Genomic DNA, 25,075 nt, shown 5'->3' with positions numbered 1-25,075 from the left:
GTGACGCTGTCCACCACCGACTCGCTCGCGGTGTACCTCGCTTCGCTCTCCGCACCCGACCTCGCGCACATCGTCACCACCACTCCGACGGTGCCCGAGTTCCCGCGGCCGACCACCTTGCGTCACCTCGCCGTGTGCCTGGCGGACCCCGAAACCGCCCTGTTGGGCTGCTCGTTCCTCAGTCGCGGCGAACTCCAGCTCCTCGAAGTGCTGTGGGCCGTCGCTGAAGAGCGGCCACCCGGCGGTGCGGCGCGCATCGGGCGGGAGGCCGGTCCGCGGCTCGACGACGACCCCGTTGTGGTCGTCGACCCCGACGCGCTCCTCAGTCTCGTCGGCGGCGCGCACCACGCCGAGGTCCACGAACTCGCCCCCGCACTGGACGCGTTGACTGCTCGCGTGCTGGCCTGGCCCGAGGACGGTCGGATCCGCCTGCACCCCGGATCGGCGTCGGTGTTCCCGCTGCCGCTCGGGCTCGGCGCACCCGCGTACGGCCTGCTGCTCGGCCAGCGGCCCGAGGAACTCCAGGCCATCGTCCGAGAGTTGGGCGGCCTCCCGGCGGGCCGCAAGGACGACAACGCGGCCCTCGCCGCGCGGCTGCTGGCCGACCCCGACGTGGTGCGGCGCGTCGCGTCCCGCCTCGATCCGCCGGCCCGCGCCGCGCTCGAGGAGCTGACCGAGGTCGGCATCCGCCGCGACCCCAGCGCCGACTGGGGCTACTACCGGCGTCGGGCGGCGAACCCGGCGAACGTCGACGGCTACGCCCGGCTGCGCCGCCGCGGCCTGCTGCTGCCGACCGGCGACGGCTGGGAGATGATGCCGCGCGAGGTCGCGCTGGCGCTGCGCGGCGACGACTACCGCGTTCCGTTCGAGGCGCGGCCGCCGGACGTTCCGACCGCGCCCGTCGACCGGGCGGCGGTGCTCGGGGCCTCCGCCGCGGCCGCCGCGGCCGCGCTCGACCAGGCGACCCGCCTGCTGCACACCTGCGCGGTGAGCCCGCCCCAACTGCTCAAGAGCGGCGGCGTCGGCGTACGGGAGCTGCGCCGCCTGACCCGCGAACTGGCCTGCGACGAGGCCGCGGTACGGCTGTGGCTGCACGTCGTCGAGTCGGCGGGGCTGGTGGTCGCCGACCAGGAACGCGGACAGGTCCTGCCGACCCGCACGTACGACGAGTGGCTCGACAACGAACCGGCCGCGCGGCTGCTGGCGTTGGTCCGAGGCTGGGTGACGATGCCGGACGCCCCGACGCTGGACGTCCTGAACTCCACGGCCACGCCGCCCGCACACACCCCCGCCGCGAGCCCGCTCCTCGAGACGGTATCCACCACCCCGCCGAAATCCCGCCCCCCGGCCCCGCTTTCCGGCACCTCACGGCACGGCGGCCTGGCCCTCGTCGCCCGCGGCGCCCTCCTCCGAACCCTGGGAACCCAGAACCCCGACCGCGCAGTCACCGACACCACGGCACTGGCCCGCTGCGTGGCCTGGATCTGCCCAACCCCCTTCCGCCAAGGCCTCGACGAGATCGTCGCCGACCCGGACCCCCACCACCCCCCGGACCCACCACACCGAGAACTCGTCGCCACCGTCCCCGTCCCCGCCCGCCACCCCCTCTCCGACGAACGGACCGGCCCGACGCTGCCAGGCCGTGCTGACCGCGGTGCCTCGAACATGGCGCCGGCTGCGGCGAAGGGCGTTGAGGGAGAGGCGGACGAAACCGGTTCAGGCGCTCTGCGGCTTGCCGACCGCGACGCCCCGCGCGGGGCGGGCGACGCGGAGGCCGGGGCAGTGGAGGGCGGTCCCGGCGGTCTGCCGGCGCCGACGGCCGTTGATGCCGACGATGCCGCAGCGGTCGGTGCCCCCTCGGCACAGCAGGGCGAGGGCTTGGCAGGCGAAGGCGGTTCACGTGGCGCGCCGCCCGATGGCCGCGACGCTGCGCGCGGGGCGGGCGACGCGGAGACCGGGGTGGCGGAGCGCTGTTCGAGCGCCTTGTCGACGCCGACGGGCCTCGACGACGGCGGAGCGTCAGCTCCCCCCGCCTCCTCCCCGACGGTCGCCCGCGGCGCTTCGCGCGCGGCCGCTATTGCGACGGGCCTAACAGGCGCGCCTTCGGGCGACTCCACCGCTACGGAGCCCGATCCGGCCGTCCCACCGATCGCCCGCGACGCTGCGCGCGGGGCGGCAACGGAGGCTGAGGCAGCGGAAGGTGCTCCCAGCGGTCCGTCGGCACCGGCGGGAGGCCGCGACGCGCAGTACGCTGCGCCTCTGATCGCGGCCTCGGCGCACTTGGCTCCCGACGATGGCGATGGCGCAGCGCCCGGTGCCCCCTCCGCGTCGGTCGACCGCCACGCTTCGCGCGCGGCCCCTGCTGCGGCTGGTCTACCGGGTACGCCTGCAGGTCGGCCCACAGCTGCGGCGTCCGACCTGGCCGGTTCGTCGGTCGGCCGCGACGCCGCGCGTGCGGCGTCCGGCTCTGCTGATTCCGTTGCTTCGGAACCCGGTTCGGTCCCCGCCTCCGGCATCGGGGGCGACGCTGGGGCGTCGGGTGCGGGCCGCTCGTCGGAGGTGCCCTCGACTGCGGGGGATTCGGCGGCTGGGTCGGTCGACCTGCTGCGGCTTGGGGCCGATCTCTCTCTCACCGCGCCCTGTGACTGCCCCGACTGTCGCGACGCCGCTGAGGAGCTTGAGTATGCGTATCGCGGGCGGTTCGACGCTGTCGCGTTCACCGTGGCGGCGTTGGCTGAGGCGACGGCGTTGGGGTTGGTGGCCGACGGGGCGTTGACGGCGCTTGGGGGTGGGGTCGCCGTTCAGCACAGTGCGGCGGCGTTGTTGGCAGCCGCTGAGGAGTTGTTGCCTCCCGCGGTGCGGCGGGCGCGGTTTCAGGCGGATTTGACGGTGGTTGTCGCGGGGGCGCCTGCCGTGGAGTTGGCGCGGTTGTTGAACGGGTGTGCGAACGCCGAGACGCAGGGCCGGGCGCGGGTGTGGCGGTTCGGGGAGGCGTCGGTGCGGCGGCATTTGGATGCCGGGGGGACCGCAGCCGGGTTGTTGGCGGAGTTGGCGGAGGTGGCCGTCGGGGAGTTGCCGCAGCCGTTGGAGTACCTGATCCACGCGGTGGGCCGCCGGTACGGTCGGGTGCGCGCGGCGCCCGCGGCGTGTGTGGTCTATTCCGACGACGAGGCCCTCGTCACGGAGTTGCTGCACCACCGGGCGTTGTCCGCGCTGCGGTTGCGGCGGATCGCGCCGACGGTGCTGTTGTCGGCGGAGCCGTTGGAGGCTTCGGTCGCGGCGATGCGGCGGGCGGGGTACGCGCCGGCCGCGGAGACGGAGACGGGGAGCGCGCTGGTGGAGCGGCCCGCCGAGTTCCGGGCGGAGTCGTCGGAGCGGCAGGGGAGTTGGCCCGTCGCGCTGCCGATGCCGGAGGACCTGTCGAAGGACTGGCAGGAGTGGGCGGCGGAGTTGCTGGAGCGGGCGGCGCGGCCGGCGCCGGTGCTGCCGGCGAAGGCGGCGCGGCTGCGGGAGGCGGCGCCGTTGCTGGGGCCGGAGGACTGTCTGGTGCTGGCGGACGCGTTGGACCGCGGCAGCGCCGTGCGGGTGGCCGCGACGGCGTACAACGGCGAGCCGTTGACCAGCACGGTCGCGCACCTGGCGATGGCGGGCGACAGCCTGTACATGCGGCCGCCGAACGGCCGTCCGGCGTTGCTGCCTTTCCGTCTGGAGACGCTGTGGATGGTGCTGCCGGGCGAGGACCCGGGATGATCCGCCGCGGCTACGCGGGCTTGATGTTGTGGTTCAGGTGGAAGACGTTCTGCGGGTCGTACTGCGCCTTGACGGCGCCCAGGCGCGCGTAGTTGTCCGGGCCTCCGAAGCCGGCGATCAGGCGGTCCCGGCCCTCGTCGCCGATGAAGTTGAGGTAGACGTTGCCGCTCGCCCACGGCTGCATGTCGGCGCGTACCGACCGCACCCACTGGATGCAGCGTTCGTCGTCGGCGGCGTCCTCCCACAGCCCGAACGGGTGGACGGCGAACGGCGAGGCGCGCCACGGCATCGGGTAGTCGGCCGCGTTGCGCGCCATGGCGCCGCCCTGCGGGAACACCACGTGCTGGCAGCCGGAGGGCACCGGCATGCTGCCGGCCCGGGCGCAGAACCGGTCGATGGCCTCGTCGGGGAGCCCGTCGAGGTATTCGGCGGACCAGTAGTTCCGCATGCCGGGCGGGTCGTCGAGCATCGACTGGAACATCTGGTACGGCACGGGCGCCACCATGGCGCCGTTGGGTGCCATGGCCATCAGCGGTCCGGCGAGGTCCTGCACCGCCTCGACGGGGCCGGCGTACGTGATGAGCGCGCCGCACGCGAGCTGTCCCTGCAGCTCCGGGGGCACGAAGTCCTCCGGCGGGCCGGTCATGAAGATGCAGCCGCCGCCGCACTCGTCGGGTGCGTCCATGATGAAGTCGCGGTAGGTGCGGGCGACTTCGGGCCCGGCGTCGGGTTCGTACAGGAACATCGCGACGGAGAAGTCCGGGAGCGGGAAGAGGCGCATCGTGAACGCGGTGACGACGCCGAAGTTGCCGCCGCCGCCGTGCAGCGCCCAGAACAGTTCGGGCTCGTGGTCGGCGTCGGCGGTGAGGATCTGCCCGTCGGCGGTGACCATTTCGACGGCGAGCATGTTGTCGCACGCGAGCCCGTACTTGCGTTCGAGCCAGCCGGAGCCGCCGCCGAGGGTGAAGCCGCCGACGCCGGTGGTGGAGACGCGGCCGCCGGTGGTGGCCAGGCCGTGGGCGGTCGTGGCGGTGTCCAGGTCGGCCATCGTCGCGCCGCCGCCGACCCTCGCGGTGCGGGCGTCGGGGTCGACCGTGACCTTGTTCATACGCCGCAGGTCCAGGACGACGCCGCCCTCGGACAGCGCGTTGCCGAGGACGCCGTGCCCGCCGCCGCGCACCGAGACCTCCAGGCCCATGCTCCGCGCCGCGGCGAGGGCCTGGACGACGTCGGCGGTGTCGGCGCACTGCGCGATGAGGCCTGGGTGTTTGTCCACGGACCCGTTGTAGACGGCCCGGGCGTCGTCGTAGCCCCGGTCGGAGGGCAGCAGGACGTCGCCGGAGAATGCGCCGCGCAGCGTGGTGAGCGCCGCGGCGTCGAGGCCGAGGGTGGTCATGGCGTGGCCCTTCGGGTGATCCCCGAGCCGCCCCGAGCGGGGCCGTCGCACCGGAGGGCGCCAGGGCGCAGTCGGCGAACGCGCCGGGCGGGCCTGACCCGTCCGGGGGCGTCCTCGGCACGGCGGCACTTCCCACGGTAGACCCCCTCGGGGCGGAGGTCAGCCCGGGGACGGCCGCCCGTCCGGTTCAGCCGGCGGGCGCCGGGTCGCTCGGGGTGCGCCCGTAGATGGAGCGGCCGACGACGACGGTCAGGGTGTCCAGCAGGCCGGGCGGGACGGGGTCGGTGCCGGACGGCCCGATGGCGTCGGACAGCGCCTGGGTGAGCAGCCGCACCATGAGCGCGCCGAGGTCGGCGGCGGGCGGGCCGTCGGGGGCGAGGCCGGCGGCGCGGTCGCGGTCGATGCGGGCGGTGGCGTTGGCGGCGAGCCGGCCGAGCATGCGGTCGCGGCACTCCAGCAGCGCGCCGGTGGCGTCCTCGCGCAGCACGACCTTGAGCAGCGGGCCGTGCGCGCTCCACAGCGCGGCGAGCCCGGCGAGGGAGGCGTGCAGTTCCTCGCGGCTGCCGCCGGGGCTGGTCAGCCAGCTGTCCGCGACGTCCATGATCGCGTCGCCGACCGGGTCGAGCAGGGCCTCGAAGACAGCCTGCTTGCTCGCAAAGTAGAAGTAAAAAGTCGGGCGGGAGATGCCGGCTCCGGAGACCAGGTCGTCGACCGTGATGCGCTCCAGCGGCTTGTCGGCCAGCAGCCCCCTCGCGGTCCGCAGGATCGCCTGTTCCCGCAGGTCGCCCTTGCTCGGACCGCGCCTGCGGCCGCCTGCCCGCTCGTGCACTTCCTGCTGCTCCATGGCCGCCATTGTCCCGTCTCCGCGGGGGTGTCCGCGGTCGGCCCGATTCGCGCTCTCGACGCATCATCGGGAATACTCAACACACAGTTGAGTTTATCCCTGCCGTACCGCCGTCAACCGGACGTCCCTCGAAGCAAGGACTTCGCCCGTGCCTGCCACCGCAGCTACAGCGCCCGCGAGCGCCACCCGCGCCCCGCACAGCGGCGTCCTGATCGCCGCACTGTCGTTCGCCGCCATGGTCGGCGCGATGCTCCAGACCCTCGTCGTCCCCGTCCTCAGCACCATCGGCGCCCGCCTCGACGCCGACGCCGGCGCCGTCTCGTGGGTGCTGACCGCCAACCTGCTCGCCGCCGCCGTCATGACGCCGCTGTTCGGCAAGACCGGCGACCTCTACGGCAAGAAGCGCATGCTGCTCGTCGCGCTCGGCATGATCCTGGCCGGATCGCTGCTCGCCGCCGTGACGACGTCGCTGCCGCTGCTGATCGTCGCCCGCGTCCTGCAGGGCGCGTGGGGCGGCCTGTTCCCCGTGGCGCTCGGCGCGCTCCGCGACGAACTGCCGCCGAACAAGCTCACCGGCGCGATGGCCATGGTCTCCGGCATGATCGGCATCGGCGGCGGCATCGGCCTGGTGCTCACCGGCCTGCTGACCAACCACCACGGCGACTACCACCGGGTGTTCTGGGCCGCGTTCGTCCTGACCGCGCTCGCCGCGGCCGCCGTGCTGTTCGTCGTCCCGCGCCGTGAGCCCACGCAGAAGGGCCGCATCGACTGGGCCGGCGCCGGACTGCTCGGCGCCGCGCTCGTGACGCTGCTGCTGCCCGTCTCGCAGGGCAACACGTGGGGCTGGACGTCGGTCCGCACGATCGGGCTGTTCGTCGTCTCCGCGGCGCTGTTCGCCGCCTGGGCCACCGTGGAGCGGCGCGTCGCCGACCCCATGGTCGACATGAAGGTGTTCGTCAAGCGCCCCGTCGCGTTCACGAACCTCGCGGGCGTGCTGGTCGGCGTGAACATGTTCGTCGGCTTCCTCGCCGTCTCGCAGTTCGTGCAGATGCCCGAGCGGGTCGCCGGCTACGGCTTCACCGCCTCCGTCCTGTCGGCGTCCACCGTGTACCTGCTGCCGGGCGCGCTGTCCGCGATCATCGCGGCCCCGGTCGGCGGCCTGCTGGTGCGCCGCTTCGGCGGCCGCCACGCGCTCGCCGTCGCCGGCGCGATCAGCCTCGTCGCGTACGTCTTCGTCGCGTTCGCGCACGACAAGAGCTGGCACCTGATCGTGGTGGCCGTCGCCGTCCAGTCGTCGGTCGCGATCGCCTACGCCGCGATGCCCGCGCTGATCATCGCCGAGGTCCCCGTCGAGCAGACCGGCATCGCCAACAGCGTCAACGCCATCGCCCGCTCCGTCGGCAGTTCGCTCGCCAGCGCGATCGTCACCTCCCTCCTCACCAGCCACCTCATCGCCGGACTGCCGGTCAAGGTCCCCACCGAGGGCGCCTTCACCGCCTCCTTCGTGGTCGGCGCGATCGCCGGCGGCCTGGTCCTCCTCGTCGCCCTGGTCGGCCTGCCCCGGCACCGCACCCGCACCATCGCCGCCCACGCCGTCCCCACCCCCGCCGAGACCCCGGCCGACGCCCGCGCCTGACCCCTGCCGGGCCGTCCCGGCCCCCCGGAACCGTCCCGTCCGGCCGCCCCTGGGCCCTCCCCGGGGGCGGCCGACGGATTCGGGGATGATCGGGCCCTCCCGTTCCCGGTACCCTCGATGGGACACCCCCCCCAGAACATCGAAGGGTCATCGACCGTGGAAGCACGCACGCCGCTCGCGACGATCGTGGTCGCGGTCGACGGACCGTCCGGTTCCGGCAAGTCCAGCGTCTCCAGGGCGGTCGCCCAGGCGCTCGGGCTGCGCTACCTCGACACCGGCGCCATGTACCGCGCCGTGACGTGGTGGATGCTCGGGAACGGCGTGGACGTGCACGACGCCGCCGCCGTCGCGGCGGCCGCCGACAAGCCGGACATCGTGTCGGGCACCGACCCGGCCGGGCCGACCATCACCGTCGACGGCGTCGACGTCGCCGGCCCCATCCGCGGCCCCGAGGTCACCGCCGCGGTCAGCGCGGTCAGCGCGGTCCCCGAGATCCGCACCCGCCTGGTCGCCCTCCAGCGCGCCGCGATCGGCGAAGGCGGCATGGTCGTCGAAGGCCGCGACATCGGCACCGTCGTCACCCCCGACGCCGCCCTCAAGGTCTACCTCACCGCCTCAGAGGCGGCCCGCGCCGCGCGCCGCAACGCCGAGCACAACGACCCGCGCACCGACGTCGCCGCCACCCAGGCCGACCTCGCCCGCCGGGACGCCCTCGACTCGGGACGCGTCACCGCCCCGCTGTCGATGGCCGCCGACGGCGTGCTCGTCGACACCACCGAGATGGACCGCGACCAGGTCGTCGCCCACCTGCTCGGCCTCGTCGAGGACCGCCTGCGGTGAGCCGGGGGACGACGCCGCTGCCCGCGCCGCGCGGCACGGCGGACCCGGCGCGCCGGCCCCGGTGGCCGGTGCCCGCCGACATCACCAAGCCGCCGCTGTCCGGCGCCGCGCACTGGATCGGTGTCCCGCTGCTGCGGTCGTTCTGGCGGATCCGCTCACTCGGCACCCACCACGTGCCGCTCGGCGGCCCGGTCATCCTGGCCGGCAACCACACCAACTTCGCGGACGGCCCGCTGCTGTACGCGTTCAGCCCGCGCCCCGTGCACTTCTGGATCAAGCAGGAGATGTTCACCGGCGTGCTCGACCCGGTGCTGCGCGGCATCGGCCACATCCCCGTCAGCCGCGGCAGCGCCGACCGGGGAATGATCATGTCGTCCCTGAAGGTTCTCCAGGCGGGCAACGCGCTCGGCGTGTTCCCCGAGGGCACCCGCGGCGCGGGCGACTTCGCCGAGGTGCACAACGGTCTCGCGTACCTCGCGATGCGCTCCGGCGCGCCGATCGTGCCGGTCGCCTGCCTGGGCACCGGCGAGCGCGGCGCGTCCATCGGGTCGCTGCCCGCGTTCCGCGCGAAGATCGACGTCGTGTACGGCAAGCCGTTCCTGCCCGCGCCCGACACCGGCAAGCGCTCCCGGCGCGCCGTCACGGACGCGTCGGAGCGCATCGTCGAACGACTGACCGCACACTTGCACGAGGCCGAGCGTCTCACCGGCCGGGCCGCGAAGGTCCCGGCCGGCGCCGACGCCCGCGCCTGAGATCACCACCGAACACTGAGGACGCATCCCATGCAGCACGACGCCGGATCCGGCGCTTCCGCCGACGAGACGCCGGGGTTCATCGACACCGCCGCGTGGGAGGCCGACTTCGACCCCGACGAGTGGGTGGACGCCGGCGGCGACCTGCTCGGCGGCGGCGAGGAGGAGGCCGAGGCGCACGCCGCCATGCCGGTCCTCGCCGTCGTGGGCCGCCCCAACGTCGGCAAGTCCACGCTCGTCAACCGCATCATCGGCCGCCGCCAGGCCGTCGTCGAGGACACCCCGGGCGTCACCCGCGACCGCGTCAAGTACGACGCCGACTGGAACGGCCGCCGCTTCACCGTCGTCGACACCGGCGGCTGGGAGAAGGACGTCGCGGGCATCGACCTGTCCGTCGCCCTCCAGGCCGAGTTCGCCATCGACAACGCCGACGCGATCCTCTTCGTCGTCGACGCCACGGTCGGCGCCACCGACACCGACGAGGCCGTCGTCAAGCTGCTGCGCCGCTCCGGCAAGCCGGTCGTGCTGGCCGCCAACAAGGTCGACAACCTCGGCCAGGAGTCCGACGCGGCGATGCTCTGGTCGCTCGGCCTCGGCATGCCGTATCCCGTCTCGGCCGTGCACGGCCGCGGCAGCGGCGACCTCCTCGACGCCGTCCTCGAGGTGCTGCCGGAGGCCCCCGCGCAGCGGTTCGGCGTGGGCGTCGGCGGGCCGCGCCGCGTCGCGCTGCTCGGCCGCCCCAACGTCGGCAAGTCCTCGATGCTGAACAAGCTCGCGGGCGAGAACCGCGTGGTCGTCGACCCGATGGCCGGCACCACCCGCGACCCTGTCGACGAGATGATCGAACTCGGCGGCAAGACCTGGAAGTTCGTCGACACGGCGGGCATCCGGCGGCGCGTCCACCTCACGCACGGCGCGGACTTCTACGCGTCGCTGCGCACCACGGCCGCCCTCGAGAAGGCCGAGGTCGCGGTCATCCTCATCGACGGCAGCGAGCGGCTGGCCGAGCAGGACACCCGCATCATCTCGCTCGCCATCGAGTCCGGCCGGGCGATCGTCATCGCCTACAACAAGTGGGACCTCCTCGACGAGGAGCGCCGCTACTACCTCGAGCGCGAGATCGAGCAGGACCTCGTGCAGGTCCAGTGGGCGCCGCGCGTCAACGTGTCCGCCAAGACCGGGCGGCACATGGAGAAGCTCGTCCCCGCGATCGAGACCGCCCTGGACAGCTGGGAGAAGCGCATCCCCACCGGGCGCCTCAACGCGTTCCTCGGCCAGATCGTCGCCGCCCACCCGCACCCCGTGCGCGGCGGCAAGCAGCCCCGCATCCTGTTCGGCACCCAGGCCGGCACCAAGCCGCCGCGCTTCGTGCTGTTCACCTCCGGCTTCCTGGAGGCGGGCTACCGGCGGTTCGTCGAGCGCCGGCTGCGCGAGGAGTTCGGGTTCCCCGGCACCCCGATCGAGATCCGCATGAAGGTCCGCGAGAAGCGGTCCCGCAAGGCCAAGTAGTAGCCCGCGCCCTACGCCCGCCGCCGCGCACGCGGCCGTCAGGCAGACGCTCGACAGGCCCGGCTCCGCTCTCGCGGGGCCGGGCCTGTCGTCGTCCGGGGCGGCTCGTCGCCGGGGCCGGGCGCAGGGCCGGGGCGCGGGCCGGGGGGCTCGGCCGGGCGCCGGGTCACAGCGGCATGTGCTGCATCTGCTGGCCGCCCGGCGTGCCGGACGCCTGCGCCTGCGCGTGCGGCGCCTGGTTCGCCTGGTAGCCCGCCACCGGCATCAGCGCCAGCCCCGAGCGGCCCGCCGACGGGCCGCGGCCGTCGGACTGCCGGCCGTACTGGTCGTACGCGGGCTGCTGCTGCGGCGAAGCGCCCTGCGACGCCGGCTGCGGGGGCGTGTTGTACCCACCCGACGCGCCGTACCCCGACGGGCCGTACGGCACGCCGTACGCGCCCGGCCCCGGCTGGAACGCGGGCACCGACAGCGGACCGGACACCCCGAAGGAGGCCGGGCCGTACGCCGCCTGCATGCCGGTCGACGCGGACTGGTAGCCCTCCCCGTAGCGGTCCCCGGGCACCGCCCGGAACATCCGCTGCCACTCCTCCATCAGCTTGTCGAAGATCGGTGTGGCCGAGCCTCCGCTCAGAGCGGGCCGCGTGCCGGGGGCGTTGGGGTGGACGGAGTCGTCGAAGCTGTACACGAATGGTCCAACGACGGACCCTCCGCAGCGATGCGCCCTATTACCCCGTCAAGCCGGAAATTTGACCCGAAAGCGCGGTCAGCCGCGCGGGACGTGGACGTTCGCGACGACGTCCACCATTGCGGACGTCACGGTCGCCAGGTCCTCGGCGGTCATCACGTACGGCGGCATGACGTAGAGGAGCTTGCCGAACGGCCGCACCCACACCCCGCGTTCGACGAACGCCGGCTGCACGACGGCCATGTCGACCGGGTCGTCCAGCTCGATGACGCCGATCGCGCCGAGCACGCGCACGTCCGCGACGCCGGGCAGTCCGCGGGCGGGTGCCAGGCCCGCCTCCAGGCCCTCCGCGAGCCCGGCGACGCGCTCCCGCCACGGGCCCGAGACGAGCAGGTCGACGCTCGCCGTCGCGACGGCGGCCGCCAGTGGGTTGCCCATGAACGTCGGTCCGTGCATGAACGCGCCGTGCGCGCGGCTGATCGTCTCGGCGATCTCCTCCGTGCACAGCGTCGCGGCCATCGTCATGTAGCCGCCGGTCAGCGCCTTGCCCAGGCACATGATGTCCGGGGCGATCCCCGCGTGGTCGCACGCGAACAGCTCGCCGCTGCGGCCGAAGCCCGTGGCGATCTCGTCCGCGATCAGCAGCACGCCGAACTCGTCGCACAGCTCCCGCACCCGGCGCAGGTAGGCCGGCGGGTAGAAGCGCATGCCGCCCGCGCCCTGCACGACGGGCTCCAGGACGACCGCGGCCACCTCGTCGCGGTGCTTGGCCAGCAGCTCCGCGAGGTCGGCCGTGTCGGCGTCCGCAAGCGGCTTGGTGAAACCGGCCGGGGGCAGTGGCGCGAACAGGTGCTCGGGAAGCACGCCCGACCACAACTGGTGCATGCCGCCGACCGGGTCGCACACCGACATGGCCCCGAACGTGTCGCCGTGGTAGCCGCCGCGCACCGTCACCAGGCGCGTGCGGCCGCGCTGCCCGCGCGCCTGCTGGAACTGCAGCGCCATCTTCAACGCGACCTCGACCGACACCGAGCCCGAGTCGGCCAGGAACACCCGCTGCAGCGGCTCCGGCGTCAACTCGACGAGTCGGCGGGCCAGTTCGACGGCGGGCGGATGCGTGAGGCCGCCGAACATGACGTGCGCCATGCGGTCGACCTGCGAACGCACCGCGGCGTTGAGGACCGGGTGGTTGTAGCCGTGGATCGCCGACCACCACGACGCCATGCCGTCCACCAGCTCACGGCCGTCCGCGAGCCGTAGCCGCACCCCCTCCGCCGACACCACCGGGAACAGGGGGGCGTCGCCGAGCGAGCCCGCGTAGGGGTGCCACAGGTGCTGACGGTCGTACGCCACGAGCTCGTCGCCGTCGTACCGGCGGGCGGCCGCGACGGGGGACAGGGACATGGGGGAGGTGTCACCGTTCATCGGACCGACGCTAGCAGCCGGCCGATCAGCGCCCGCGTCACCCGCGCCCGCGCAGCGCGGCGTGGGGCGGGAAGGATATGGGGTCGGTCACGCGCGGCCCTGACCTGCGCACATGGCGAGCGGCGGCGGGCGATGCGCGGAACGCACGCCCGGGCGAGGCCCCGTCGCACAAACACGCGGGAGCGTGCGCCTCACCCGGCGCACGCTCCCCGCAACACGTGTGGTGTGGTCCTGGTTACACCCCGGTCAGCGGGACTGAGCCGGCCACCAGCAGGCCGCGGCGGCCGGCCTCGCGCAGCGCGGCGCCCAGCTCGTCGTTGCCGGTGTGGATGCCGATCGTGCCGACCGGCGCGGCGAACAGCAGCACGACGCCGTTGGCCCGCGCGGCCATCAGCCAGGCCTCCGGAACCTCGGCGGGGACCTGGGCCTGCCACCACGCCTCGGTGCGGCCGCTCATGCCCGGGAAGAGAACCGCCGTGAGGAAGCCGCCGTCGAGTGCGACGGACCAGCCGCTCAGCAGCGGCGGCAGCGTCATGTCCGGCGTCGCGATCGGGCTGAACCCGCGCTCGGCCAGCAGCGACAGGAACTCGTCGCGCGCGCCCTGCGTCCCCGGACGGGACACCGCGGCGCCCGGCTCGACGACCAGCGCGGCGTAGGTGATGCCGTCGCACACCATCATGCTGCCGGTGATCGAGATCGGCACCGGGCCGCCCGGGATCACGGTCGGCGTGGGGACGTTGGTCGGGTCGCCCTGCTGCGCGGCGATCAGCGGCTCGACCGCGGCGTCCGACACGGGGATGACCTGCGACGGGATGCAGCGGGCGTGCGCGAACGCGAGGACGGCCGTCTCCTGCGCCAGGTACAGCAGCGCGCTGGTCTCCTCGACGGTGGTGTCGCCGCCGCCCCGGCACGAGGCGCACGCGTACGTCTGCGGTCCGGTCTCCCCGGACACCAGGCGGAAGGCCTCGTCGTCGCCGATCTCGGCGCGTACCTCGGGGCTGACGTCCAGCAAACGTGACACGGGTGGCTCCTCGCTGCGGGTGATAGGGAGAGATGTCGCCGCGCGACGTTACCGGTCCGTCACGTTGGGTGACAGACGATGCCAGGGAACGTCACTCGTATGAGCGGAACCGGCCCGGGCGTGTCGTGCTCCGTACGGGGGATTTCGGGTTTGGCCGACTGTTTCGCCCGACATGTGTTCGACCCGGGGCCGTGGCGCGCGCCGGCCGCAGGAGCGCGCGATCCGCGGCCGGGCCGCCGGATCCGCAGGCGCGGAACAGCGTTTCGCGAGAGCACACGGTGTTCCGTCACCCGCTCGGACGCGCCATCGGCGAGGCCGACAACACGTACGGGCCGCTGGCCCGAGGCCGCTCCGGCGTGGCCTCAGCCGGTCTTCCACGCCGCGTCGGGGGCGGGCGCGCATCCGATGCCCGCCGCGACCGCGCCGTTCACGAACGCGTGGAAGAGCTGCTCGGTCGGCACGTTCCACGCGGCGGCCGGCAGCCCGTCGTGCCGGGCGAGCCGGTAGGCGTCGTTGCACGCGGGGCCGTTCACGGCCGGCTGGGTGCCGTTGACCGCGGCGATCACGGTGCCGGGCGGCATCGCGGTCGCGACGCGGCTGCCGCGCGGCGGCGGGGGAGTGACCTCCGGCGCCACCGGCAGGCGTTCGGTCAGCCGCGGCCGTTCGCCGGGGATCTCGGCGGACGGCGCGACGTAGCCGTGCGCCACGGTGAAGGAGAACGCGCGCACACCGTCGAGGTACAGGTCGCACGTCTCCACGTAGGCGTGCGGCACCGGCGTCCGCGCGGCGCTCCACCGTCCGCGCTGCGTGCCCTGCGCGACCGCGCCGAGCGCCGCCGGGTCGACGAGGCCGCACACCGGCTGGTCGCTCAGCGGCTGGGGGGCCTGCGCGCGCACCACCGGGTCGGGGTCGCCGGGCGCGGGATCCATCTCGCACTCGGCACGGGTGTTCATCTGGGCGGCGAGGCGCGCGACGAGCCGGGCGAGCTCGTCGCGGTGGTCGCTGTTGGACGCGCCGAGCAGGCGGGCGCGGACGATCACGGGCACCTTGGCGGGCTTGCCGTTCTCGTCGGTGAAGCCGAGCACGCAGTCGGGGGTGACCCAGGCGTCGTCGGGGCCGGCCATGCCGACCAGGCCGCGGCCGCTGAGCGGGGCGGAGGCCGCGCCGGTGGAGCCGGCCAGCTGGACGAGCTCCGAGCCGGCCATGTTCGGCAGGTTGACCGAGCCGACGAAGGTGGCGCCGCCGGAGCTGACCTCGCAGCGCAGCAGCGGGTACTTGGGGAGCGGCTTCTGTTCCTCGCGGACGACGGGGCTGCCGGGGGGCAGCAGCGCGGTCACGTCGGAGGTGGGCAGCATTCCGGCGCACACGCTGGCGGGCGGCGCCTCGGCCTTCGTCGTGCCGCCGACGCCGCACGCGCCGAGCAGCGCGGCGGCGGCGAGCGCCGCGGCCGTGGCCCGGAACGCGCGGAGGGGCCGATGGGGCCGGGGCTGCCTGGACACAAGCCGGAAGCTTAATCGGCCGGATCGGCTGCGGCTGGAGCCGTCAGCGTTCGCGGCGCCTGCTGATCATCCATCCGGTGAACGCGCCGACCGCGAACGTGCCGATGAGCACGATCCACATCGGCGCCTCGACGGTCGGGATCCAGAAGCGGACCGACGCCGAGCCGGTGTTGGCCAGCACGAACCACAGGGTCAGGATCCCGACGGCGATCGCGATCCAGGTCGTGTTGCTGATCTGCGAGAGGAAACCGCCGCTTCCTCCGCTCTTGCTGGTGTTTGACATGTTTTCAGGTTAGGACGCGCCGGCCCGGCGCGCGGCGCGCCGCGTTACGGCATCTCCGTGAAAGCACGCGAATGCCAAGGATCGTTAAAGTTGCCTAGCGCAACTAATGTGTCGTACATTCTTCTCCATGGGTGAACCGATGAGCCACCGCAAGATCATGGAGGCGCTGTCCGGGCTGCTGCTCGGCATGTTCGTGGCGATCCTGTCGTCGACGATCACGAGCAACGCGCTGCCGCGCATCATTGCGGACCTCGGCGGCGGCCAGTCGGCCTACACCTGGGTGGTCACCGCGACGCTGCTCGCGATGACCTGCACCACGCCCATCTGGGGCAAGCTCTCCGACCTGTTCAGCAAGAAGCTGCTCGTCCAGCTGTCGCTCGTCATCTATGTGACCGGGTCGATGCTCGCCGGGCTCGCCCAGAGCGCCGGGATGCTGATCGCCTGCCGCGTCGTGCAGGGCATCGGCGTCGGCGGTCTCACCGCCCTCGCGCAGGTGATCATGGCGGCGATGATCCCGCCGCGCGAACGCGGCCGCTACAGCGGCTACCTCGGCGTCACCTACGCCCTGGCCACCGTCGCGGGCCCGCTGATCGGCGGCGTCATCGTCGACACCCCGGGGCTCGGCTGGCGCGGCTGCTTCTACGTCGGCGTGCCGTTCGCCGTCGCGGCGCTGGTCATCCTGCAGAAGACCCTCGACCTCCCGGTTGTGAAGCGCGCCGACGTCAAGATCGACTACGCGGGGGCGACGCTCATCAGCGGCGGTGTCGCGCTGCTGCTGGTCTGGGTCACGCTGGCCGGCGACAAGTACGCGTGGATGTCGTGGCAGACCGCGGTGCTCACCGGCGGCGCCGCGCTGCTGCTCGCGCTCGCCGTCCTCGTCGAGGGGCGCGCCGCCGAACCGGTCATCCCCATGTGGCTGTTCCGCGACCGCACCATCGTGCTGGCGGTGCTGGGCAGCCTCGCGGTCGGGCTCGTCATGCTGGGCTCGACGACGTTCCTCAGCCAGTACTTCCAGATCGCGCGCGGCAAGTCCCCGACGGTGTCCGGCCTGATGACGATGCCGCTCATCCTCGGCCTCGCGATCACCTCGACCCTCGTCGGCCGGGCGATCACCGCGACCGGGCGCTGGAAGCGCTACCTCGTCGCGGGCGCGGTCGCGCTCACCGTCGGGCTCGTGCTCATGGGCACGACCCGCTTCGACACGAACCTGATCGTGCTGTCCGCGTTCATGTTCCTGGTCGGCGTGGGCGTCGGCGCGCTCCAGCAGAACCTGATCCTCGCCGTGCAGAACGCCGTCCCGGCGAGGGAGCTCGGCGCGGCCAGCTCCACCGTGGCGTTCTTCCGCAGCCTCGGCGGCGCGGTCGGCGTGTCCGTCCTCGGCGCGGTGATGGCGCACCGCGTGAAGGACTACCTGGCCGAGGGCGGCCTCGGCGGCGGCCGGGACGGCAGCGGCGGCATCCCCGACGCCCGCCACCTCCCGCCGGGCGTGCGCGAGGTCGTCGAGGGCGCCTACGGCCACGCGATCGGCGACATCTTCCTGGTCGCCGCGCCGTTCGGGCTGATGGCCCTGTTGTGCGTGCTGCTGATCAAGGAGAAGCCGCTCCAGACCGCCAAGCAGGTCGTCGCGGCCGCGCCCCGGCCCGCCGAGGCCGCCGCGGACGCCCCCGTCGCGCGCTGACCGCGCGCCCCGCAGACCCCCGCCCGGCCGCAAGCCCCCACGCGGTCGGGCGGGCCCGAACGCGACGGCGTCCGGCGTGGTCGTCGCCGCGCCCCGCCCCGCGTCTCCTGGGGCTCAGTGCGGGGCCGCCTCCATGTCGGGGAGCGGGTACGGGAACTTCACGCCGACGCCGCCGTCGACGGTCAGGACCTGGCCGGAGACGTAGCGGGACAGGTCGCCGGTGAGGAACAGCAGCGGCCCCGCGATGTCGGCGGGCCGCGCGACGTCGCGCAGCGGCGCGTTGGCGGCGTTGGCGGCGCGGCCCGGGTCGCCGAGGTAGGCGGAGACGCGCGGGGTCCACACGACGCCGGGGGCGACCGCGTTCACGCGGACGCCGGACGGGCCGAGCTCGACGGACGCCGAGCGCACCAGCGACATCAGGGCGGCCTTGGCGGCGCCGTACGCGGCGTGCATGGGCGCGCCGGTCAGCCCGGAGACGGACGCGACGAACGTGATGGCGCCGCCGCCGTTGCGGGCCATGTGGGCGCCGCCGTACTGCAGCGCGAGCAGCGCGTGGCGCAGCACGACGTTCTGGTGCCAGTCCCAGTCCTCGTCGGTGACCGACAGCAGGTCCTGGTACTTGCTCATGCCGATGATGTCGACGAGGGCGTGGACGCGGCCGAGCCGCTCCTCGGCGGTGCGCCACAGCTCGGCGACGGCTTCGCGGGAGGTGGCGTCGCCGGCCCAGGCGTGGCCGTCGACCTCCTTGGCGACGTCGTCGGCGAGGTCGGGGTCGAGGTCGACGGCGAGGACCTTCGCGCCGGCCTGCGCGAGGGCGTGCGTGGCCTGGCGCCCGATGCCCTGCCCCGCGCCGAGGACGACGACGCCCTTGCCGTCGAGGCGCAGGCGCCCGGGGTAGTCGGGGACTTCGGTGTCGTCGGTGCGCGTCATGCGTCAGGACTATCTGACGGAACGTCAAGGAGCAAGGGGGTGCGCGGCCCGGGGCTTGTCGCACGCCGGGCGCACGGTGCAGGCTGTGGCATTGTTTGACTGAAGCAATGACATTTCCGAAGGGTGAGGGGCCGGCATGGGCGAGCAGATGGGCCACGGCGTCAAGCAGCGCGACAAGGTGCGCATGACCGACGAGGAGGTCGAGGCGTTCCTCAACGAGCGCCACTCGATGACCATGTCGACGCTCAACGCCGACGGCAGCATCCACTCCATCGGCATGTGGTACGGGTTCCTCGAGGGCGAGATCGGCCTGGAGAGCAAGGCCAAGGCCCAGAAGATCCTGAACCTGCGCCGCAACCCGAACATCACGCTGCTGGTCGAGGAGGGCGACTACTACGAGGAGCTGCGCGGCGTGTCGATCGTCGGCACCGCGGAGATCGTCGAGGACCCGGACCGCATCTGGGAGCTGGGCGTCAGCGTCTTCAGCCGCTACTCGATGCCGTACACCGAGGCCCTGCGCCCGGCGGTCGAGATGATGCTCAACAAGCGCGTGGTCATCAAGGTCACGCCGAAGAAGATCGTCACGTGGGACCACCGCAAGCTCGGCCTGCCGTCCACGCGTCCCCCGCAGCAGTAGGCGGGTGAGACGGGGCGGGCCCCGGTGTCCCGCCTCGGGCCCGCCCCATCGCGCGAAAAGCTAAGGACTCCTGTCTTTTCCTTTGACCTTGACAAGGATATTGTCGGGTCATCAGGATCGGCGGGCCCGGCCCCTCCCGCCCGGAGCCCGTACAGATAGGGGAACCCAGTGCCCATCGGATACACCCCGGAACACCGCACGTTCGCCGACTCCGTCGCCGGATTCGCGCGCCGCCACGCACCCGTCGAGGCGACCCGCGCCGACCTGGACGCACTGTCGGCGGGCAGCGTCCCCGCGTTCTGGGACGCGCTGGTGGCCGAGGGCGTGCCCGCCGTGCACCTCCCCGAGGAGTTCGACGGCGCCGGAGCCGGCCTCCTCGACCTCGCCGTCGCCCTGGAGGAGTCCGGGCGCGCGCTGCTCCCCGGGCCGCTGCTGCCCACGGTGGTCACCAGCGCGGTCCTCGCCCGCTACGCCGGACCCGAGGCCGGCAAGGCGCTGCTGCCGGCCTTCGCCGAGGGGGCCACCGGCGCCGTCGCCGTCACCGCCGGACTGACCGCGCACGCGACCGCCGCCGGCTGGGAGGTCAACGGCGCGACCGGCCCGGTGCCCGGCGCCGCGAACGCCCGCCACCTGCTGCTCGGCGCCCGCGACGGGTCCCGCGAACTGTGGTTCGTCGTCACCCCCGCGGAGACCGACGCCGTCGCCGTCGAACCGCTCACCGGCGTCGACCTCGCCCGCGGCGCCGGCCGCGTCAAGGCGCACGCCCTCGAGGTCGCCTCCGCGCAGGTGCTCACCGGCGTCGACACCGAGAAGGTGCGCCGCCTGGCCGCCGTCCTCGCCTCCGCGGAAGCCGTCGGCGTCGCCCGCTGGTGCTTCGAGACCGCCGTCGAGTACGTCAAGATCCGCGAGCAGTTCGGCCGTGCCGTCGGCTCGTTCCAGGCCGTCAAGCACAAGGCCGCCAACCTCTTCACCCGCCTCCAGGTGATGACCGCCGCCGCGTGGGACGCCGCCCGCGCCGCCGACGAGACCGGCCCCGGCGCCGAGGCCCAGCTCGAACTCGCCGCCGCCGAAGCCGCCGTCACCTGCCTCCCGGCCGCCCGCGAGATCGCCCTCGACTGCATCACGATGCTCGGCGGCATCGGCTTCACGTGGGAACACGACATCAACTTCTACTGGCGCCGCGCCGTGTTCCTCGGCCAGCTCCTCGGCCCCGCCGGCACCTGGGCCGAACTGCTCGGCCGCCGCGCGCTGGAGAGCCTGTCCGGCGGCCCCGAGCGCCGCTTCGACCTCGAACTCGACGGCTCCCTCGACGCCTTCCGCGCCGAGGTCGCCGCGAACCTCGCGCGCGCCGCCGAACTCGACGAGCCCGCCCGCCGGCACTTCCTCGCCGACGAGTGCGGCTACGTCTCCCCGCACTACCCCAAGCCGTACGGCGTCGGCGCCGACCCGGCCCGGCAGATCGTCATCCAGCAGGAGTTCGCCGCCGCGGGGCTGACCCAGCCCTCCACCATCATCGGCGAGTTCGCGCTCCCGACGATCATGGCGCACGGCACCGACGCGCAGAAGGACCGCTTCGTCCCCGCCACCCTGCGCGGCGACATCGTGTGGTGCCAGCTGTTCAGCGAGCCCGGCGCCGGCTCCGACCTCGCCTCGCTCAGCACCCGCGCCGAGAAGGTCGACGGCGGCTGGCGCATCAGCGGCCAGAAGGTGTGGAACTCCAAGGCCCACGAAGCCCACTTCGGCATCTGCCTCGCCCGCACCGACCAGGACGTGCCCAAGCACAAGGGCATCACCTACTTCATCGTCGACATGAGCACCTCCGGCATCGACGTGCGGCCGCTCAAGCAGACCAACGGCCAGTCCGAGTTCAACGAGGTCTTCCTCGCGGACGTGTTCGTGCCCGACGACATGGTCGTCGGCGACGTCAACGGCGGCTGGGCCATCACCCGCACCACGCTCGCCAACGAGCGCGTCATGATCGCCGGCGGACCCGGCATGGCCGCGTACGGCAAGCTGCTCCGCGACATCGGAGCCGCGGCCGGCACCGGCGGAGCCGCCGCCGTCCCGGCCGCCACGCTCGGCCGGCTCGGCGCGTTCGCCGCCGAGAACTGGGCGCTGCGCGCCCTCACCCTGCGCTCCACCCTCCAGCAGCTGTCCGGGCTCAACCCGGGCGCCGCGTCCAGCGTCCTCAAGCTCGCCGTCACCGAGCACCAGCGCGCCGTCGTCACCGCGCGCCTGGACCGCGCCGCCGAGGCCGGCCTGGCCGCCGAGGGCGCCGCGGAGGAACTCGTCACCGCCTACCTGTCCATCCCCGCGGTGCTGCTCGGCGGCGGCACCCGCGAGATCCAGCTCAACGTGGTCGCCGAACGCATCCTCGGACTGCCCCGCGGGTGACACCGCGCCGCCGCGAGGCGGCTGACAACACCGTCAACAGGCAGCCCGGCGACCGAGCCAGAGATCCGGCACCGGCCGGCGAAAGGACGCGCATGCCCGCCCCGCTCGACGAGTTCCCGGTCCACCAGACCCCGCTGTCCATCGCGCGCGTGGCCAGCAGCGACCGCAACTTCTACGACCGCTACTACTTCAACGGCCACGACCGCACCGGCGACGTCTTCCTGATCACCGGCTTCGGGGTCTACCCGAACCTCGGCGTCAAGGACGCGTTCGTCACCGTCGGCCGCGGCAGCCGGCACACCACCGTCCGGCTGTCCGACGCGTTCGACGCGGCCACCGACGACCGGCTCAACCCGGCCGTCGGCGGCTACCGCATCGAGGTCAAGGAGCCGCTCAACGAGCTGCGCGTGGTCAGCGAGACCGCCGAGCACGGGATCGCCATGGACCTCACGTGGCGCGGCAGCTTCCCCGCGATCGACGAGGAGCCGCACGTCCTGCGCCGCGACGGCCGCGTCATCCTCGACGCGCAGCGCTTCGCGCAGCTCGGCACCTGGGAGGGCACCCTCGTCGTCGAGGGCACCGAGTACACCGTCACCCCCGACACCTGGGTCGGCTCCCGCGACCGCTCGTGGGGCATCCGCCCCAGCGGCGAGGCCGAGCCGGGCGGGCGCGCCGCCGCCGAGCGCGACCCGTCCGGCGGCATGTGGTGGACGTACGTGCCGCTGCGCTTCGACGACTTCGCGATCGTCGTCATCGTGCAGGAGGAGCCCGACGGCACCCGCACCCTCAACCAGGCCACCCGCGTGTGGCCCGCGGAGACCGGCCGCCGCCCCGAGCAGCTCGGCTGGCCCGAGTTCGACATCGAGTACGCGTCCGGCACCCGCATGCCCGTGCGCGCCACGCTCCGCATGAAGGACCTGTCCGGCAAGCCCGTCGTCGTCGACGTCGAACCGCTCGGCCACATCGCGCTCAACTGCGGCCCCGGCTACGGCATGGACCCGACCTGGACGCACGGCCAGTGGCGCGGCCGCGACTGGGCCGAGTCCGTCGTCGTCGACCTCGCCGAGGACGAAGCCGCCGCCGGACGCGCCAAGTTCAGCCTGCTCGACCACGTCGCCCGCGCCACCTGCGACGGCGCCGAGGGCTGGGGGCTGTTCGAACACGGCGTCCTCGGCCGCCACGACCCCTCCGGCTTCGCCGACTTCCTCGCCGTCGCGCCCTGACGCGCCCTGAGCCCACCGGTCCGCCGCACCGCCCGGCGAACCGTCCGCCGCACCGTCCACGCACCACGAACATCCACGAGGGACCCCGGGGTCCCGGGAGGTAACCGTGCACATCGCCTACACCCCCGAGCAGGAAGAACTGCGCCGGGAACTCCGCGAGTACTTCGCCGGGATCATGACGCCCGAGGTCCGCGAACAGCAGGCCGCGGGCGAGACCACGCTCGCCGGCCGGGACGGCGCGTACTGGAAGATCGCCAACCGGATGGGCAAGGACGGCTGGCTCGGCATCGGCTGGCCCAAGGAGTACGGCGGCCAGGACCGCTCCATGATGGAGCAGCTCATCTTCACCGACGAGGCCACCCTCGCCGGCGCCGCCGTGCCGTTCCTCACCATCAACACCGTCGGCCCGACGCTGATGGAGTACGGCACGCAGGAGCAGCGGGACTTCTTCCTCCCGAAGATCCTCTCCGGCGAGATGCACTTCTCCATCGGCTACTCCGAGCCCGAGGCGGGCACCGACCTCGCCCACCTGCGCACCCGCGCGGTGCGCGACGGCGACGAGTTCGTGGTCAACGGCTCGAAGATGTGGATCTCGCTCATCCACGTCGCCGACTACGTGTGGCTCGCCGCGCGCACCAACCCGGACGTCAAGGCGCACCAGGGCCTCACCATCTTCCTGGTGCCGACGGACACCCCCGGCCTGTCGTGGAGCGAGGTCAAGACGCTCGGCGGACAGACCGTCAGCCAGCTGACCTTCGAGGACATGCGCGTCCCCGCGTCCGCGGTGGTCGGCGAGGTCGACGGCGGCTGGGCGCTGATGACCGGCCAGCTCAACCGCGAGCGCGTGGCGCTGTGTTCGGCGGCCGGCGTCCAGCTGGCGCTGCACGAGACCCGCCGCTGGGCCGAGTCGACGCTGCTGCCCGACGGCAGCCGCGTCATCGACCAGGAGCAGGTGCAGCTCAACCTCGGCCGCGTCCAGGCCAAGGTCGAGTACCTCAAGCTCATCAACTGGAAGATCGCGTGGGCGGTCGACCACGGCAAGAAGGTCGGCCCGGCGGACGCGTCCGCCACCAAGATCTTCGGCACCGAGTTCTCCACCGAGGCCTACCGGCTGCTCATGGAGTGCTTCGGCGAGGACGCGTACCTGACGCCCGACGCGCCCGGCGTCGTCCTGCGCGGCCGCATCGAGAAGATGTACCGCTCGGCGCTGATCCTCACCTTCGGCGGCGGCACCAACGAGATCCAGCGCGACATGATCGCCATGTTCGGGCTGCGCATGCCGCGCCCGCCGCGCTGACCCCCGCCCACCGCCATCCGTCCACGCGAGAACTGAGGGATTTCGAAATGGACTTCGCGTACACCGAAGAGCAGCAGGAGCTGGTGGGTCTCGTCCAGCAGATCCTCGGCGAGCGGGTCAAGCACGAGACGCTGACCGCGCTCGAGGCGAAGGTCACCGGCGAGGGCGCGCCGCGCTTCGACCGCGACCTGTGGCAGGAGCTGGCCAAGGCCAACATCCTGGGCATCTCGCTGCCCGAGGAGTTCGGCGGCTCGGGCCTCGGCGTCCTCGAGCAGGTGCTCGTCCTCGAGCAGGTCGGCAGCACGCTCGCCCCCGTGCCCGTCTACCCGTCGATCGCGGTCGCCGCGGCCGCGATCGCCGAGCACGGCACCGCCGAGCAGAAGGCCGCATGGCTGCCCGGCGCCGTCTCCGGCGAGAAGATCCTCACCGCGGCGCTCGCCGAGCGCCTCGTCCGGGACGCCGCCGCCCCGCGCCTGACCACCGCCGAACGCGCCGACGGCGGCTGGCGGCTCACCGGCCAGAAGACCGGCGTGCCGGTCGCCACCGTCGCGGACGTCATCCTGGTCCCGGCCGCCACCCCGGACGGCGTCGGGATCTTCCTGGTCGACCCCGCCGCGGCCGGCGTCACCGTCACGCCGCAGCAGACCACCGCCAAGGAGATCGCCGGCGAACTGGTGCTGGACGGCGTGCTCGTCGGCGACGACGCGCTGCTGGGCGGCGCCGTCGACAGCGCCGTCGCGGTGTGGCTCCGCGACCGCGCCACGCTCGCGCTGTGCGCGCTGCAGCTGGGCGTGTGCGAGCGCGCCATGCGCGAGGCCGCCGCGTACACGACCACCCGCGTGCAGTTCAAGCGCCCGGTCGGCTCGTTCCAGGCGGTCGGCCACCGGCTCGCGGACTGCTACATCGACGTCGAGGCGATCCGGCTCACCACGTGGCAGGCCGCCTGGCAGGTCGGCGCCGGCATCGACGCGTCCGAGGCGGTCGCCACCGCGAAGTTCTGGGCGTCCGAGGCCGGACACCGCGTCGCGCACGCGGTCGTCCACGTCCACGGCGGCATGGGCATCGCCGAAGAGCACTTCGTGCACCGCTACTTCGTGCACGCCAAGCAGATCGAGTTCTCGCTCGGCGGCGCCAACGAGCAGGCCCTGCGCATCGGTGCCGGCTTCGCGGCGCGCCCCGCGGGGGAGTACGTCTGATCCCCGGCACACCGGCCGCCGGGCGCTCGGCCCGGCGCCGGCCGTGCGGGCAAGCGGGGTGAGACGGCACGGGCCCGGCC

At 73.5% G+C, this 25,075-nt stretch carries 19 protein-coding genes; 11 read left to right on the top strand and 8 right to left on the bottom strand.

What is annotated here, in order from left to right; translation table 11 throughout:
* The gene (locus QI554_RS37370; RefSeq protein ID WP_281476882.1) at positions 1–3,750 is read left to right on the top strand and encodes a helicase-associated domain-containing protein; all 3,750 of its coding nucleotides are present in this window, start codon (positions 1–3) and stop codon (positions 3,748–3,750) included.
* 10 nt (positions 3,751–3,760) lie between these two features.
* On the opposite strand, the gene QI554_RS37365 is transcribed toward QI554_RS37370, so the two are convergent.
* Complete coding sequence (locus QI554_RS37365) at positions 3,761–5,146, bottom strand: FAD-binding oxidoreductase (RefSeq protein ID WP_281476881.1); 1,386 nt, start codon at positions 5,144–5,146, stop codon at positions 3,761–3,763.
* A gap of 187 nt (positions 5,147–5,333) precedes the next feature.
* Entirely contained in the window at positions 5,334–5,990 is a 657-nt protein-coding gene (locus tag QI554_RS37360; protein WP_281476879.1) for a TetR/AcrR family transcriptional regulator, read from the bottom strand.
* Between the two features lie 148 nt (positions 5,991–6,138).
* On the opposite strand from QI554_RS37360, the gene QI554_RS37355 reads away from it, so the two are divergent.
* From QI554_RS37355 to der, 4 genes are all read left to right on the top strand, one after another.
* Positions 6,139–7,626: an MFS transporter gene (locus tag QI554_RS37355; protein ID WP_281476877.1), complete on the top strand. Its 1,488-nt coding sequence runs from the start codon at positions 6,139–6,141 to the stop codon at positions 7,624–7,626.
* A 117-nt stretch (positions 7,627–7,743) separates the two neighbouring features.
* Positions 7,744–8,466 carry a (d)CMP kinase gene (cmk, locus tag QI554_RS37350; RefSeq protein ID WP_281476875.1) on the top strand — a complete coding sequence of 241 codons (723 nt, stop codon included), beginning with the start codon at positions 7,744–7,746 and terminating at the stop codon, positions 8,464–8,466.
* Complete coding sequence (locus QI554_RS37345; RefSeq protein ID WP_281476873.1) at positions 8,463–9,218, top strand: lysophospholipid acyltransferase family protein; 756 nt, start codon at positions 8,463–8,465, stop codon at positions 9,216–9,218. The genes cmk and QI554_RS37345 overlap by 4 nt, the downstream gene beginning before the upstream one ends.
* A 30-nt stretch (positions 9,219–9,248) precedes the next feature.
* Entirely contained in the window at positions 9,249–10,727 is a 1,479-nt protein-coding gene (gene der, locus QI554_RS37340; protein ID WP_281476871.1) for a ribosome biogenesis GTPase Der, read from the top strand.
* Positions 10,728–10,893: 166 nt separating this feature from the next.
* Here der and QI554_RS37335 read toward each other — a convergent pair whose 3' ends face one another.
* From QI554_RS37335 to QI554_RS37315, 5 genes are all read right to left on the bottom strand, one after another.
* Positions 10,894–11,412 carry a hypothetical protein gene (locus tag QI554_RS37335; RefSeq protein WP_281476869.1) on the bottom strand — a complete coding sequence of 173 codons (519 nt, stop codon included), beginning with the start codon at positions 11,410–11,412 and terminating at the stop codon, positions 10,894–10,896.
* Positions 11,413–11,490: 78 nt separating this feature from the next.
* Complete coding sequence (gene bioA, locus QI554_RS37330; protein WP_425528123.1) at positions 11,491–12,837, bottom strand: adenosylmethionine--8-amino-7-oxononanoate transaminase; 1,347 nt, start codon at positions 12,835–12,837, stop codon at positions 11,491–11,493.
* A 235-nt stretch (positions 12,838–13,072) separates the two neighbouring features.
* Positions 13,073–13,858: a hypothetical protein gene (locus QI554_RS37325; RefSeq protein WP_281476867.1), complete on the bottom strand. Its 786-nt coding sequence runs from the start codon at positions 13,856–13,858 to the stop codon at positions 13,073–13,075.
* Between the two features lie 362 nt (positions 13,859–14,220).
* Entirely contained in the window at positions 14,221–15,357 is a 1,137-nt protein-coding gene (locus QI554_RS37320) for a hypothetical protein (RefSeq protein ID WP_281476865.1), read from the bottom strand.
* A 43-nt stretch (positions 15,358–15,400) separates the two neighbouring features.
* On the bottom strand, positions 15,401–15,640 hold the full coding sequence (locus QI554_RS37315; protein WP_281476863.1) for a LapA family protein: 240 nt from the start codon (positions 15,638–15,640) through the stop codon (positions 15,401–15,403).
* Positions 15,641–15,779: 139 nt separating this feature from the next.
* On the opposite strand from QI554_RS37315, the gene QI554_RS37310 reads away from it, so the two are divergent.
* Positions 15,780–17,318, top strand: a complete 1,539-nt coding sequence (locus QI554_RS37310) for an MDR family MFS transporter (protein ID WP_485131023.1) — start codon at positions 15,780–15,782, stop codon at positions 17,316–17,318.
* Positions 17,319–17,432: 114 nt separating this feature from the next.
* On the opposite strand, the gene QI554_RS37305 is transcribed toward QI554_RS37310, so the two are convergent.
* Positions 17,433–18,248 carry an SDR family NAD(P)-dependent oxidoreductase gene (locus QI554_RS37305; protein WP_281476861.1) on the bottom strand — a complete coding sequence of 272 codons (816 nt, stop codon included), beginning with the start codon at positions 18,246–18,248 and terminating at the stop codon, positions 17,433–17,435.
* 136 nt (positions 18,249–18,384) lie between these two features.
* Here QI554_RS37305 and QI554_RS37300 point away from each other — a divergent pair, with 136 nt between their 5' ends.
* The 5 genes from QI554_RS37300 to QI554_RS37280 all read left to right on the top strand — a co-directional run bounded on the left by QI554_RS37300 (position 18,385) and on the right by QI554_RS37280 (position 24,995).
* On the top strand, positions 18,385–18,885 hold the full coding sequence (locus tag QI554_RS37300; protein WP_281476859.1) for a pyridoxamine 5'-phosphate oxidase family protein: 501 nt from the start codon (positions 18,385–18,387) through the stop codon (positions 18,883–18,885).
* A 168-nt stretch (positions 18,886–19,053) separates the two neighbouring features.
* Positions 19,054–21,279, top strand: a complete 2,226-nt coding sequence (locus tag QI554_RS37295; protein WP_281476857.1) for an acyl-CoA dehydrogenase family protein — start codon at positions 19,054–19,056, stop codon at positions 21,277–21,279.
* 92 nt (positions 21,280–21,371) lie between these two features.
* Positions 21,372–22,502, top strand: coding sequence for an Rv3169 family protein (locus QI554_RS37290; RefSeq protein WP_281476855.1), 1,131 nt, complete (start codon positions 21,372–21,374; stop codon positions 22,500–22,502).
* Between the two features lie 106 nt (positions 22,503–22,608).
* On the top strand, positions 22,609–23,799 hold the full coding sequence (locus QI554_RS37285; RefSeq protein WP_281476853.1) for an acyl-CoA dehydrogenase family protein: 1,191 nt from the start codon (positions 22,609–22,611) through the stop codon (positions 23,797–23,799).
* Positions 23,800–23,846: 47 nt separating this feature from the next.
* On the top strand, positions 23,847–24,995 hold the full coding sequence (locus tag QI554_RS37280; RefSeq protein WP_281476851.1) for an acyl-CoA dehydrogenase family protein: 1,149 nt from the start codon (positions 23,847–23,849) through the stop codon (positions 24,993–24,995).
* Positions 24,996–25,075: the final 80 nt, after the last annotated feature.

It is taken from the genome of Yinghuangia seranimata (assembly GCF_029953285.1).
Classification (GTDB): Bacteria; Actinomycetota; Actinomycetes; order Streptomycetales; family Streptomycetaceae; genus Yinghuangia; species Yinghuangia seranimata.
The sequence above is the reverse complement of the archived record's forward strand: the minus strand, read 5'-3'. Positions and strand labels throughout refer to the sequence as shown.

Coding starts and splice junctions, on each gene's coding strand:
- QI554_RS37310 (WP_485131023.1), top strand. CDS start 15,780: ATGAGCCACCGCAAGATCATGGAGGCGCTGTCCGGGCTGCTGCTCGGC.
- QI554_RS37290 (WP_281476855.1), top strand. CDS start 21,372: ATGCCCGCCCCGCTCGACGAGTTCCCGGTCCACCAGACCCCGCTGTCC.
- cmk (WP_281476875.1), top strand. CDS start 7,744: ATGGGACACCCCCCCCAGAACATCGAAGGGTCATCGACCGTGGAAGCA.
- QI554_RS37365 (WP_281476881.1), bottom strand. CDS start 5,146: ATGACCACCCTCGGCCTCGACGCCGCGGCGCTCACCACGCTGCGCGGC.
- QI554_RS37315 (WP_281476863.1), bottom strand. CDS start 15,640: ATGTCAAACACCAGCAAGAGCGGAGGAAGCGGCGGTTTCCTCTCGCAG.
- der (WP_281476871.1), top strand. CDS start 9,249: ATGCAGCACGACGCCGGATCCGGCGCTTCCGCCGACGAGACGCCGGGG.
- QI554_RS37280 (WP_281476851.1), top strand. CDS start 23,847: ATGGACTTCGCGTACACCGAAGAGCAGCAGGAGCTGGTGGGTCTCGTC.
- QI554_RS37300 (WP_281476859.1), top strand. CDS start 18,385: ATGGGCGAGCAGATGGGCCACGGCGTCAAGCAGCGCGACAAGGTGCGC.
- bioA (WP_425528123.1), bottom strand. CDS start 12,837: ATGAACGGTGACACCTCCCCCATGTCCCTGTCCCCCGTCGCGGCCGCC.
- QI554_RS37360 (WP_281476879.1), bottom strand. CDS start 5,990: ATGGAGCAGCAGGAAGTGCACGAGCGGGCAGGCGGCCGCAGGCGCGGT.
- QI554_RS37305 (WP_281476861.1), bottom strand. CDS start 18,248: ATGACGCGCACCGACGACACCGAAGTCCCCGACTACCCCGGGCGCCTG.